12 protein-coding genes and 1 pseudogene are annotated in these 13,719 nt (G+C 36.9%); all 13 read left to right on the plus strand.

Features of this window, described 5'->3' with window-relative positions; translation table 11 throughout:
* Nucleotides 1-56 precede the first annotated feature (56 nt).
* The 13 genes and pseudogenes from truB to FG384_RS05105 all read left to right on the plus strand — a co-directional run bounded on the left by truB (nucleotide 57) and on the right by FG384_RS05105 (nucleotide 13,462).
* On the plus strand, nucleotides 57-977 hold the full coding sequence (gene truB, locus FG384_RS05045; RefSeq protein ID WP_142641496.1) for a tRNA pseudouridine(55) synthase TruB: 921 nt from the start codon (nucleotides 57-59) through the stop codon (nucleotides 975-977).
* Nucleotide 978: 1 nt separating this feature from the next.
* Nucleotides 979-1,926, plus strand: a complete 948-nt coding sequence (gene ribF / locus FG384_RS05050; RefSeq protein ID WP_142641497.1) for a riboflavin biosynthesis protein RibF — start codon at nucleotides 979-981, stop codon at nucleotides 1,924-1,926.
* Nucleotides 1,927-2,059: 133 nt separating this feature from the next.
* Nucleotides 2,060-2,329 carry a 30S ribosomal protein S15 gene (gene rpsO / locus FG384_RS05055; RefSeq protein WP_142641498.1) on the plus strand — a complete coding sequence of 90 codons (270 nt, stop codon included), beginning with the start codon at nucleotides 2,060-2,062 and terminating at the stop codon, nucleotides 2,327-2,329.
* A 294-nt stretch (nucleotides 2,330-2,623) separates the two neighbouring features.
* Nucleotides 2,624-4,741 carry a polyribonucleotide nucleotidyltransferase gene (gene pnp, locus FG384_RS05060; protein WP_142641499.1) on the plus strand — a complete coding sequence of 706 codons (2,118 nt, stop codon included), beginning with the start codon at nucleotides 2,624-2,626 and terminating at the stop codon, nucleotides 4,739-4,741.
* Nucleotides 4,742-4,837: 96 nt separating this feature from the next.
* Nucleotides 4,838-6,067: a M16 family metallopeptidase gene (locus tag FG384_RS05065; RefSeq protein WP_142641500.1), complete on the plus strand. Its 1,230-nt coding sequence runs from the start codon at nucleotides 4,838-4,840 to the stop codon at nucleotides 6,065-6,067.
* 686 nt (nucleotides 6,068-6,753) lie between these two features.
* Nucleotides 6,754-7,026, plus strand: a complete 273-nt coding sequence (locus FG384_RS05070) for a YlmC/YmxH family sporulation protein (protein ID WP_142641501.1) — start codon at nucleotides 6,754-6,756, stop codon at nucleotides 7,024-7,026.
* Nucleotides 7,023-7,823, plus strand: a complete 801-nt coding sequence (locus tag FG384_RS05075) for an NAD(P)-dependent oxidoreductase (protein WP_142641502.1) — start codon at nucleotides 7,023-7,025, stop codon at nucleotides 7,821-7,823. The genes FG384_RS05070 and FG384_RS05075 overlap by 4 nt, the downstream gene beginning before the upstream one ends.
* A complete protein-coding gene (locus FG384_RS05080; RefSeq protein ID WP_142641503.1) occupies nucleotides 7,823-8,410 on the plus strand; it encodes a dipicolinate synthase subunit B in 588 nt (195 codons plus the stop codon). Before FG384_RS05075 ends, FG384_RS05080 begins: the two co-directional genes overlap by 1 nt.
* 78 nt (nucleotides 8,411-8,488) lie before the next feature.
* Nucleotides 8,489-9,535: an aspartate-semialdehyde dehydrogenase gene (locus FG384_RS05085; protein WP_142641504.1), complete on the plus strand. Its 1,047-nt coding sequence runs from the start codon at nucleotides 8,489-8,491 to the stop codon at nucleotides 9,533-9,535.
* A gap of 4 nt (nucleotides 9,536-9,539) precedes the next feature.
* On the plus strand, nucleotides 9,540-10,421 hold the full coding sequence (gene dapA, locus FG384_RS05090) for a 4-hydroxy-tetrahydrodipicolinate synthase (protein WP_142641505.1): 882 nt from the start codon (nucleotides 9,540-9,542) through the stop codon (nucleotides 10,419-10,421).
* A gap of 582 nt (nucleotides 10,422-11,003) precedes the next feature.
* Nucleotides 11,004-11,234: pseudogene (locus FG384_RS05095) on the plus strand (transposase); the annotation flags it as partial.
* Nucleotides 11,235-11,429: 195 nt separating this feature from the next.
* Complete coding sequence (locus FG384_RS05100) at nucleotides 11,430-12,119, plus strand: response regulator transcription factor (RefSeq protein ID WP_205961745.1); 690 nt, start codon at nucleotides 11,430-11,432, stop codon at nucleotides 12,117-12,119.
* The gene (locus FG384_RS05105; RefSeq protein WP_142641506.1) at nucleotides 12,116-13,462 is read left to right on the plus strand and encodes a HAMP domain-containing sensor histidine kinase; all 1,347 of its coding nucleotides are present in this window, start codon (nucleotides 12,116-12,118) and stop codon (nucleotides 13,460-13,462) included. Before FG384_RS05100 ends, FG384_RS05105 begins: the two co-directional genes overlap by 4 nt.
* Nucleotides 13,463-13,719 lie beyond the last annotated feature (257 nt).

Raw genomic sequence — 13,719 nt, forward strand, 5'->3', positions numbered from 1 at the left:
CTTACTATACCGAGCAGACTTCTTTGTTGTATATCAATGTTAAAGAGGTGAAGTCAATGTATGAAGGAATACTTCCGCTATGGAAAGAAAAAGGAATGACTTCTCATGACTGTGTGTTTAAGCTTCGCAAAATATTAAAAATGAAGCGTATTGGGCATACAGGTACACTTGACCCAAGTGTAGAAGGAGTATTACCAATATGTTTAGGGGAAGCAACAAAGGTATCCGAGTATATAATGAACGAAGGTAAAACGTATATCGCAACGATATCAATTGGAACATCAACAACAACAGAAGATTCGGATGGAGAAAAGGTCAGTCAAGATGAATCGGATAAGCATTTTTCTCGTGAGCAAATAGAAAGTACATTAAAAAAGTTAACTGGTGAAATTATTCAAACACCTCCGATGTACTCTGCAGTTAAAGTAAATGGGAAAAAGTTATATGAATACGCTCGAGAAGGAAGAGAAGTAGAAAGACCAAGTAGAATGGTGACTATTTATAAACTAAACCTACTTGATGAAGCGACAGATTTCGCTGGAAAAACTATCGAATTTACCATTGAAATTGGTTGTAGTAAAGGTACATATATTCGAACGCTCGCTGTGCAAATTGGGGAGTTACTCGGTTATCCAGCCCATATGTCTTCTTTAGTTCGAACTGCTTCGGGAAGTTTTACAAAGGATCAATGTTTAACATTGGCAGAAGTAGATGCAGCGAAAGAAAATGGATATCTTATGGATTCCATTTTTCCGATAAAGTATGCTTTAGAAAACTGGCCACATATTGAGATAACAGTTGATATAGAGAAAAGTATATTAAACGGGCAAGTTATAAAAGCACATTCTTTACTTGAACAAAATGAAAAAATTATCTATACAAAAGATTTAATTCCTAAGGCAGTATATATAAAGCATCCAACGAAAAATGGTATGATGAAACCTGAGAAAATGTTTTCAGCTGAAAAAGGAGAGTAATATGGAAGTATATCACTTATCTTATCCACATCATTTATTTGAAAATGAGCATAACAATGCATACTCATTAGCAATTGGTTTCTTTGATGGGGTACATAGAGGTCACCAAGAGGTAATAAAAAAAGCATTAGAAAAAGGTAAAGAGCTTCATATAAAGACCGCAGTAATGACGTTCGATCCTCATCCCTCTTTAGTGCTAGGTGGAAGTAAAGAACAAGTATTTTATATAACTCCACTTGAGCAGAAAATAGAAATATTAAAGGAACTAGAAGTAGACGCAGTTTTTGTTGTGAGGTTTACTTCAGACTTTGCTAAGCTAACACCTAAACAATTTGTTGATTCTTTTATAAAACATACAAATGTAAAGCATGTAACAGCAGGTTTTGATTTTTCATTTGGTGCATTTGGTAAAGGTACTATGAAGGAAATGGAAAATCTAGCTGCTGGAGATTATACAGTTTCCGTTGTGGACAAACAACAACTGACAGGTGAGAAAATTAGCTCTACTAGAATTAGAGCTGAGCTTAAAATAGGAAATTTGGAAGAAGTAAAAGAACTTCTAGGGCGCCCTTTTAAGTTAACTGGCGTTGTTATTCACGGGGACAAAAGGGGTAGAACGATAGATTTTCCAACCGCTAACGTTCAACCAACTGAAGGGCAATATACTCCTGCAACTGGTGTATATGCAGTAAAAATACGTGTGCAAGAAACATGGTATGAAGGAGTTTGCAATGTAGGATTCAAGCCGACATTTAACAACCCAGATGCTAAAAAACTTTCTATTGAAGTGCATATTATCAATTTTGATCAATCTATTTACGGTGAAGAAGTTGTTGTACACTGGTATAAACGGATACGCTCAGAACAAAAATTTAATGGAATCGATGAATTGAAAGAACAAATTGGAAAAGATAAATTAGTAGCAATCGATTATTTCAACCAAATTTAATTAGTTGCTTAGCATAATAGAATATGTTATTCTGTAAATGTACAAAACTGTACTTAACCATTCCTTGGCTTTTTCGATTCTCCAACGATTGCTCAGGAATAGGGGATACTTTGAATTCTAGGAGGAAATCAACATGGCAATTACACAAGAACGCAAAAATGAATTAATCGCTGAGTACAGAACTCACGAAAGTGACACTGGATCTGCAGAAATTCAAATCGCAATTCTAACAGAAGAAATTAATTCTTTAAACGAACATTTACGTACACATAAGAAAGATCACCATTCACGTCGTGGTCTATTCAAAATGGTTGGTCGTCGTCGTAACTTGTTAAAATACTTACGTGAAAACGAAGTACAACGTTACCGTGAGCTAATCGCTAAACTTGGTTTACGTCGATAAGATAACATTTAGAAAAAAGCGGGATTTATCCCGCTTTTTCTATTGGAATGATAAAAAAGCATTTTTATTTATTGTCTAGACTCCAGAGGGCATTCACTTGTAGCCGAATACAAACTGGAACTACTGCAGATTCTTATTGTAGGAACCCTTTGTTGAGGCAGATTTACAAGCTCATGCTATTCTTTTTAAAATATTTCGCATAGTTTCAATATTTTTGATACACTACTTATGATACATATAACTTTTATATACCCTTTATTAGGAGTTTTTTTAAGTTGAGAGGAGTCCAAATTGATGAGTGAAAAGAAAGTATTTACGTATGAATGGGCAGGACGTCCGTTGCAAGTAGAAATTGGACAACTTGCAAAACAAGCGAACGGTGCTGTTTTAGTAAGATATGGTGATACAACAGTATTATCGACAGCGACTGCTTCGAAACAACCAAAGAATTTAGATTTCTTCCCTCTAACATGTAACTATGAGGAAAAATTATATGCGGTTGGTAAAATACCAGGTGGATTTATTAAAAGAGAAGGAAGACCTTCTGAAAAAGCAATATTAGCTAGTCGTTTAATAGATAGACCAATCCGTCCTTTATTCCCAGATGGATTCCGTAATGAAGTACAAGTTATCTCCATTGTTATGTCAGTGGACCAAAATTGCACTTCTGAAATGGCAGCAATGCTAGGATCTTCGTTGGCATTAAGTGTATCGGATATCCCATTTGAAGGACCGATAGCAGGTGTACAAGTTGGTTTGATTGGTGATGAATTCATTATTAACCCAACTGTAGAGCAAATGGAGAAAAGTATTTTAGATCTTACTGTTGCTGGAACAAAAGATGCGATTAACATGGTTGAAGCTGGAGCTAAGGAAGTTTCAGAAGAAGTAGTGTTAGAAGCAATTATGTTTGGTCACAGTGAAATTATAAAACTGATTGAATTCCAAGAAAAAGTTGTAGCTGAAATTGGAAAAGAGAAAAAAGAGATTGTCCTGTTTGAACTAGATAAAGAACTATTTGCTGAAGTAAAAGCAATTTGCGAACCAAAACTTGTACAAGCTATACAAGTACAAGAAAAGCACGCTCGTGAAGATGCAATTTCTGAAGTGAAAAAAGAAGTATTGGAACAATACACACAACAAGAAGCAACGGATGAAACGTTGAAACAAGTTCGTGAAATCTTAGACACTATGGTCAAAGACGAAGTTCGTCGTTTAATAACAGATGACAAAATTCGTCCAGATGGCCGTAGAGTAGATGAAATTCGTCCACTATCATCTGAAGTTGGAATTTTACCAAGAACACATGGTTCTGGATTATTTACTCGTGGTCAAACGCAAGCATTAAGTATTTGTACTTTAGGGCCATTAGGCGATGTACAAATTATAGATGGTATCGGTGTAGAGGAATCGAAACGTTTCATGCACCATTATAATTTCCCTCAATTTAGCGTAGGAGAAACTGGGCCTATTCGAGCTCCTGGTCGTCGTGAAATCGGACATGGTGCACTTGGAGAACGTGCTCTAGAAGCAGTGATTCCGAGTGAAACTGATTTCCCTTATACACTTCGTCTTGTTGCGGAAGTATTAGAATCGAATGGATCTACTTCTCAGGCTAGTATTTGTGCTTCTACACTTGCTATGATGGATGCTGGAGTTCCTTTAAAAGCACCTGTAGCTGGTATTGCAATGGGACTTGTGAAAAAAGGTGAAAACTATACCATTTTAACAGATATTCAAGGAATGGAAGACCATTTAGGAGATATGGATTTTAAAGTAGCTGGTACATCTAAAGGGATTACAGCTCTTCAAATGGACATAAAAATTGATGGTTTATCTAGAACGATTTTAGAAGAAGCATTAACACAAGCTAAAATCGGACGTATGCAAATTTTAGAAAGCATGCTTGCAACAATCTCCGTACCACGTGAGAAATTGTCTAAATATGCACCTAAAATTGTAGTTATTAAAATAAACCCTGACAAAATACGTGATGTAATTGGACCAGGTGGTAAACAGATTAATAAAATTATTGATGAAACTGGTGTGAAAATCGATACAGAACAAGATGGTACGATCTATATCGCTTCTCCAGATGAAGATATGATTGCTCGCGCAAAACAAATTATTGAAGATATCGTTCGTGTTGCACAAGTTGGAGAGTATTATTTAGGTAAAGTGAAACGAATTGAGAAATTCGGTGCTTTCCTAGAAATATTCAATGGAAAAGATGGTTTACTTCATATTTCGGAAATTCAAGAAGAACGTACGAAAAATGTAGAAGACGTACTTAAAATTGGAGACGAGCTCTTAGTTAAGGTAATTGAAATTGATAACCAAGGCCGTGTAAATTTATCACGAAAAGTAGTACTAAAAGAAGAAAAAGAGCGCGCGGAACAAAAAGAACAATAATACTACCATAACGTTCCAACACACAAGGTTGACCGTAGGAAAAAATCTACGGCAACTTTTTTTTAATACTTGAATAAAATAGATAGGGGTGCCATATTGATAAACAAAATTACATGTAAAAACGGACTTCGTATCGTCTCTGAACATATCCCACATGTACGTTCTGTAGCGGTAGGTATATGGGTGCAGGCAGGGTCAAGATATGAACTTCCAGAGGAAAACGGGTTAACGCATTTTATCGAACATATGCTGTTTAAAGGAACTGCTACGAGGTCTGCGAAACAAATAGCAGAAGAATTTGATCGTATCGGTGGAAATATTAATGCATTTACATCTAAAGAGAATACGTGTTATTATGCAAAAGTTTTAGACCATCATTCGAAATACGCTATTGAAATACTTGCTGATATGTTTTTTAATTCCTTATTCGATCCAACTGAAATTGAGAAAGAAAGGCAAGTAGTACTAGAAGAAATTAATATGGTAGAAGATACGCCGGATGATATTGTTCATGAATATTTATGGAGAGCAATGTATGAAAACGATCCATTAGGTTCTCCGATTTTGGGTACAGAACAAACATTAAATAGTTTTACGAGAGATTCGATCTTGATGTATATGAAAAAGCATTACATTCCAGAAAACGTTGTTGTTTCTGTTTCTGGAAATATCCAGGATGGACTATTAGAATATATTGAAACATTATTTGAGCAGTTTGAACAAAGTAAAGGGGAAGTTTCCTCTGTAAATACTCCTACATTAAAGCCTATATATACGGAGAATTTCCGTGAAACAGAACAAGCTCATATTTGTTTAGCATTTCCAGGATTAAGCGTGAAAGCGGACAATATTTATAGCTTAGTTGTATTGAACAATATTTTGGGCGGTAGTATGTCATCTAGGCTTTTTCAAGAGATCAGAGAAGATAAAGGTCTCGCGTATTCCATCTATTCTTACCACTCTTCTTATGAGGATACAGGAGTTATTGTTATATACGGGGGCACGTCTAGTAACCAATTAAATGAATTAAAGTCTACCATTAATGAATCCATTCGTAAGATTGTCGACAATGGATTTACTGAAACAGAAATTTCTAATGCTAAAGAACAATTGAAAGGTAATTTATTGTTAGGGTTAGAAAGCACAAATGCTAGAATGAGTAGAAATGGAAAAAATGAGTTGCTTTATGGAAAACATCGCTCACTAGATGAAGTTAGTGAAACGATTGATGAAGTAACACAGGAGTCCGTAGTGACTCTAGCTAGAGAAATATTTTCTTATGAACCAGCAGTATCAGTTATAATGCCTAAAAAAGTCAATCAATGATGATTGATTTAGCTTGTCGACAAAATCATTTTTATGAATCAAAATGTATTAAGAACATAATGATTATTGTACTTTTCCTTTTGCAATCGCTTCCGGCGGACGCTTTCCGCGGGCTCGCGCCAAGCCTCGGGCCAACAGGATGTTGGTCATGATGGCGTTGCCGCAGGACGCGGCGATCTTAGCCTTCCTACTTATTGCCTGCGGGGTCTTGGACAGTCTCGCTGTCCCGCAGGAGTCGCCGCCTTCCGCTCATTTTAGTCTTCAATAAACAGAAAAGTGGACATTAAAAGCCCTTTCACTTGATGAAATGGGATAGTCAATCCGTTATTTTTATCAGATGTTCCGAGAAACATTGATTGATCACAGCATCTTCAGATTTCCACTTTCAACTTTTGAAAAATAGGCAGGGCCCGCCACGGAGACTCCTGTGGGAATAGCTTGAGCTGAAGACCCCGAAGGAACGGCAGTGACGAGGAGGCTGAAGCCAAGCCCACGGAAAGCGAAGTGGCGGGCCCCGCTGATTCTCTTATACATCTCAATTCATTGTAAAAACGAATTTGTTTACAGTCGGAGTCAATCAATGATGATTGACTTTTTTTTGTCTCTAAGTGTCTTTCGCTTTTCTATTCACTTTGTTTGAACAAAAGGCATATACATAAGTAGAAATATATAGGGGAGGGAAAAGGTTGTTACTTTCAGAACTTGCTGAAAAAGAGCTTATTCAAGTAAAAGACGGTGCTAGATATGGGAAACTAGCAGATACAGAGTTGTTGTTTAATCCAACTAATGGGAAAATCGAAGGATTCGAAGTATATCCAAAATCGGCATCTTTTTTTCAAGCAAATAAAGCAAATAAGAAAAAAGAATTTATTTCATGGGAAGAAATTATTCTTATAGGAAAAGATCGTATTTTGTTCAATGAAGCGGATTCTTCCGGCGATTCTAGTGTGTATTCATGAATAGAAAATGTGCCATTATCGGAACCGATGACCGCTTAAAGTACTTACAAGAAGCATTGTCTGGAGAATTAGAGCCTAAATTATTTTCAACGATGGTATGGAATGAAGAATTAGAATCAGCTATAAATGAATTCGAGCCAAAAATAATATTTTTTCCAATTCATGCTTTAAAAATGGAGCGTCCTTTCTCTTTACCCGAAACATGTGATGTGGTATTTGTGGGCAAGAAGTATGAAGAAATGGAACTAGTATGTAATCATCCAAATAGAAAAGTTTACTACTATTTAGAAGATGAGCAGTGGATTTGGGATAATGCAAATCTTACAGCAGAAGGGTTTATTAACTATTTTTACTTGAATGAAAAACAGGCGATTTACGATAAACAATTTATCATTACTGGTTATGGAAGAGTTGGGAAAAGACTAGCATTTGCATTGCATCATTTAGGTGCAAAAGTAATAATTTCGGTGCGCTCGGAGCATCAGCTTTATGAAGCGAAAAGCTACGGCTTTCAAATAGAAACATTTAAAAATGTTATCGAAAAACAAAAAGATTCTACAGCATATTTAATAAACACGATTCCATCTAAATGGCTCATAAATTCAGATGCAGCTTGTTTCAAACAAGTTTTCGATCTAGCTTCCAATCCAGGCTGTCTTTTAGATTCAATAGATAATAGGCCAGAGAATTACGTTCATGCAACTAGTTTGCCTGGCATGTTTTTTCCGCAAGATGCAGGATATTTAATTGCAACATCGGTTCAAACTCAATTGGCTTTATTGGAGGGGGAAAAATAGTGTTAAACGGTCTTCGAATTGGTCTTGGAATAACCGCTTCTCACTGTACGTACGAGGAAGTTATTCCAATGATTAAACAGTTTACAGATTTGGGTGCTACAGTCGTCCCAATAATAACGTATTCTGTTTTAACTGCTGCAACTCGATTTGGTACGGGGGAAGAATGGATTGAAAAAATTGAAGCGGCAAGTGGAAGTAATGTAGTATCGAAAATTGTGGAAGCAGAACCGTTTGGTCCTACTAATCCACTCGACTGTATGGTTATTGCTCCAATGACAGGAAATTCAATTAGTAAACTTGCAAACGCTCAAACTGATTCACCAGTATTAATGGCAGCCAAAGCGACATTAAGAAATGGAAAGCCAGTTGTACTTGGCATTTCTACTAATGATGCACTTGGACTTAATGGTATGAATATTATGAAGCTTCTTTCCACAAAAAACATTTACTTTATCCCCTTTGGTCAAGACAATCCTCATAAAAAACCAAATTCACTCATTGCTGATTTTGCTAAAATTATTCCAACTGTTGAACATGCTATTAAAGGAAAACAATTCCAGCCAGTGCTAATCACCCATAAATTATAAATATAAAAGATGATGTATTTTCATGTATAGTATGATACAATATCGCCAATATGTTTTGATTTTAGGAGGAGAGCTTTCATGTCACAAGGTTATACTGTAGCAGTAGTTGGAGCGACAGGTGCTGTCGGTCAGAAAATTATCGAAAAATTAATAGAGAGAAGCTTTCCCTACTCAAATTTAAAGCTTTTAGCTTCCAAAAATTCAGCAGGAAAAAACTTGGAAGTGAATGGCATCACATATATAGTGGAGGAGGCAACTCCGGATGCGTTTGAAGGGGTGGACGTTGCATTTTTCTCTGCAGGAGGCTCTGTTTCGAAAGCATTGGCAAAAGAAGCAAGTTCTAGAGGGGCAATAGTAATCGACAATACTAGTGCTTTCCGAATGGATAAAGATACACCACTAGTTGTACCTGAAGTGAACAAACAAGCGTTACATGAGCAAACAGGGATTATTGCTAATCCGAATTGTTCTACTATTCAGATGGTTTGTGCGTTGGAGCCTATTCGCCAACACTATGGTTTAAATAAAGTAATCGTATCCACATATCAAGCTGTTTCAGGTGCAGGCGCGTCTGCGATTAATGAGTTAACTGTTCAAAGTGAAGCTATTAAAGAAAATAATCCAAACCCTGAAATTTTACCAGTGAAAAGTGCGGAAAAGCATTATCCAATTGCGGGGAATGTTATTCCACAAATCGATGTATTTGATGAATCTGGTTATACATTAGAAGAACTAAAAATGATGAATGAAACGAAAAAAATTATGTCGATTCCAGAGCTATCTATTGCTGCAACATGTGTAAGAGTTCCAGTAATAACTGGTCACTCTGAATCGGTTTATATTGAAATAGATCAAGAAAATGTAACCGTAGATGAACTTAAACAATTACTTTCATCAGCTAAAGGAATTACTTTACAAGATTCTCCTGAACAGCAACAATATCCGATGCCATACTTTGCAGCAAATAAGGATGATGTTTTCGTAGGACGAATTAGAAAAGATCCTAGCAACAATAACGGGTTCCATATGTGGATTGTTTCAGACAATTTACTTAAAGGAGCAGCTTTGAATTCGATTCAAATAGCAGAAGCATTAATTGAAGAAGGAATTTTAAAAGAGGTGTAAGTAAATGAATATTGGCCATATATCGACAGCAATGGTTACTCCGTTTCAAAAAAATGGATCAATTGATTTTCCAGCAACTGAAAAGTTAATTGAGCACTTACTTTCAACTGGAACAGAGTCACTTGTTGTTTGCGGAACTACAGGAGAATCTCCAACTCTATCAACAGATGAAAAGCTAGAACTTATACAATTTGTTGTAGAAAAAGTGAATGGAAGAGTCCCTGTAATTGCAGGAACAGGAAGCAATAATACAGCAGCTTCTATTGATCTATCCCAAAAGGCACAAGCACTTGGTGTAGATGCGATAATGATCGTAACTCCTTATTACAACAAACCAAATCAAAGAGGGATGATTGCGCATTTTGAAGCGATAGCTAGTGCCACATCATTACCAATTGTTGTTTACAATATTCCAGGTCGTTCAGTTGTGAATTTAGAGCCCGAAACAATTGTAGCATTAAGTAAAATACCTTCGATTCAAATTGTGAAAGAAGCAAGTGGAAACTTGGATCAAATGACAAAAATATTGGCGAATGTTGACGACGATTTTCTTGTCTACAGTGGAGACGATTCTCTAACTCTACCATTATTAGCTATTGGTGGTTCAGGTATCATTTCTGTTGCATCGCACGTGATAGGGCGTGAAATGCAAGAAATGATTCAAGCATTTCACACTGGTGAGTATGCTAGAGCAGCAAAGATTCATCAGTTAATCCTACCAGTTATGAAAGGTTTGTTTGTACATCCAAATCCGGTAGTTGTAAAATATGCACTTTCTAAAGTAGGTGTAGAAGTCGGTTCATTACGATTACCGCTTGTAGAGATGACTGAAGAAGAAAAATTAGGTTTCGATCAAGTATGGGACGAATTTTTACAAAATAAATAAAACGTTAAAAGACTGAAGTTATTTGCTTCAGTTCAGACTGTAGACAAACTCTAAAAGTTGCTACAGTCTTTTTTTTTTATAGATAAGAAAGTATATAAAAATGATGTACTATGAACCCAGTGTTTATAGTACTTTTACTAGGAATAGTAAAGACTTGTAAGGGCGCTGAAAGAGTGTCACTCCAGGGTTGACCAATAGTCCAATTAATAAGAAAATCGTTGAAACGGCACTCTTTCCGCAGGCGTTGCCTCAGCCTCTTCGCTGCGAGGGCACTGAAAAAGTCCTCCAAGAGATTTCATAGAGAGTATGGTGAATGACAAGTTGTTCACATACTCTCTTTTTATTGGGAAATCGTTGATTTCCGTACCAGGCGGACGCTTTCCGCCGGCATGGCTTCAGCCGCTTCCCTTGCTCCTGCGCAAGCTCGTCGCAAAAATTAATTTCGCTACACTCAGTCCAGGGTCTTCAGCTCATGCTATTCCGGCTGGAGTCGCCGCCTTCCACTCCAATCAACTAGCATCCACCTATTCTTCTAAAAACCTTATTCGTTAATAATAGAGAGACTAAATGGTGGTGTGCAAAATGATTTCTAACCAAGAAACCCTTAATTTAAATGGCAATTTATGATTTGGTCGTTCCTAAAGATAATATACTTCGTCAAATAAACGAATTGGTAGACTTCTCCTTCGTTTTAGAGGAGTTGAAAACAAAATATTGTTTAGATAATGGTCGGAATGCCGTTCCCCCAATTCGGATGTTCAAGTACTTACTATTAAAGCAATTTTTGATGTATCCGATGTGGATCTAGTGAAACTGGGATAACCCCAGTTCCATTAGAGGAAACAGCAGAGATTATCCGTTTGATAGAAAAAATTAACGGTGTCCCTGTGTAAGAAACTATTTCTGAATTATGTGATGCACAGGGACAAATCCCAAGCAATGCCCCCTGTAAAGTGAGGTATAATTGATAGGAGAAAATGAGATTTTCTAGTAAATCAATGCTCCTGAATGCTGAAGGTGGGGATAGAAGTGAAAAAAATTCTATATTTAGAAGATGATTTGGAGATTGGACGTATTGTCAAAGAGGATTTAGAACAACGTGGCTATTTTGTCCATTGGCTAACTTCCGGTGAAGGAGCGGTAGAGGCACTAAAGGATGAGGAATTAGTCATTTTGGATGTGATGCTTCCTGGATTAGATGGTTTTACCGTAGGGCAGAGGCTAAAACGTCATCATCCTGAGGTGCCTATTTTGATGCTGTCTGCTAGGACCTCGGTAGATGATAAGTTACAGGGGCTAAATTTTGCGGATGATTATGTGACGAAGCCTTTTCATCCTGAAGAGCTGGCGGCAAGAATTGAAGTATTGCTAAGAAGGAATCAGCGCGCTATGCCAGAAGAAATTCGGGTAGGTCGATTAATTGTTAATTTGACTGAAAATCGAATTTTAACGCAAAGTGGCGAAGAAATACTTTTGACAGCAAAGCAACACCAAATTTTTATGTATTTATTACGACATCCAAATCAAATTTTAACGAAGGAGCAATTGTACGAGGCGGTATGGGGAGCGTCCTTTTTAGAAGGGGATAAAAGTTTAATGGTTCATATTCGTTATTTACGCGAAAAAATTGAAGAGCAGCCGAGTGAACCCAAAATTGTTGAAACGATTCGAGGGATCGGTTATCGGGTGAAGTTATGAAAAAGCTCAGGCAGTCATTATTGATACAATATGTATTGATAATTTTAGTAGCGACGATGTTTATCCCAATTACTGTTCCAGCCCTCTCCATTCTTTTTTTTAACTTTACTCCTGAAGATGATTCTTCTGATCGATACTATAATGGAACTGATATAGAGCAAATGTGGTCTTCGACTGCAAAAGAGCTAGGAGGGGCTACAGAAGAACAGATTCGCGATAAGTTTTTGGAGATGAAAGGGATTTATCCGGAGGCCTCACTCTATTTTATAGATGAAGAGGGACAGAATCGATTGAAATATCCGGAATCTTTAGAGATACCTCAACATTGGAGTGCGTCCTATGCCGTTGATTTTATGAAAAAGAATCGTGGGGGAGAGGTCGATCCTTTTACAGTTGTTTCTTTCATAGGTGACGACCAAGGAGAAGGGTTTATCGTATTGCAAATTCCGCGTTCGGATATGGTTAGTCCTAGTAGTATAAATGGAGAGTTATACAATTATTTTATCATAGGCACGTTTATCCTTATTTTAATAGGATTCATTGTTATATCGACACTATTTTTTTACCGCATTCGAAAGCGCCTCCTTCATTTACAAAAAGTGATGGATACTTCTGAAGGAAATAGTATCCCATCAGCTGTTGAAGTGAAGCATCAGGATGAGATTGGGCGTTTAGGACAGTCGTTTAATCGAATGGTTGAGGAGCTTGAAACAGGAAGAAAGCGTGAGCAAGAAGAGGAAAAGCTGCGGAAAGAATTAATTGCCAATTTATCACATGATTTACGGACGCCCTTGACGACCATTCGCGGACATGCATACCGTTTGAAAAAAGAAAGTCTTAGTGAAGATGGGCAAGAATCCGTTGATTTAATAGATGAAAAAGTTAACTTTATGGCTGAGCTGATGGAGAATTTACTCTCTTATACATTACTTCATGCTGGGAAATATCCATACCATCCGGAAGAAGTGGATATAGTGCGACTCATACGTACTTCTTTTGCGGGGTGGTATCCTATATTTGAAAACATGAAATTCAAAATTGAGTTAGAGATTCCTGATGAGCGAATTGTGTGGAATATCGATCCGCAATGGTTTCATCGTATACTCGATAATTTCTTTCAAAATGTTTATAGGCATGCGGGTAACGGAAGATATGTAGGGATAAAAATTGAAAATAGATCAGTTATAATAGAAGATCGTGGTCCGGGAATGAGTGCTCAATCAGGCAAAAAAGGTGCTGGTGTTGGACTATCTGTTGTCTCGCTAATGCTTAAAGAAATGCAACTCAATTGGGACATCGATACAAGTGAACAGGGAACAACAATGAAAATTACTCCAAAATAAGAAGAGATGGGCCATTGACGAGGCCTGTCTTTTCTTTTATTAGACAAAAGTATAACTATGAAAGGGAAACGACTTTTAATTGGAATTTTTGGGCATTTAGTTGTAAAAATAAGAGGTTTAGTTGGAAAATGATCATTTGGACCAGCTCAATCTCGTTGAGAAAAGCAGGGGTGCCATATGTTTTTCTAATTTAAACAAAATTTAAACTACATCTACCCTTCGTTTTAAACTTCAAGAGTTACGATAGGTTTGAGGTG

Origin of the sequence: Psychrobacillus vulpis, from assembly GCF_006861825.1 — a bacterium.
In the GTDB taxonomy this organism is placed as follows: Bacteria; Bacillota; Bacilli; order Bacillales_A; family Planococcaceae; genus Psychrobacillus; species Psychrobacillus vulpis.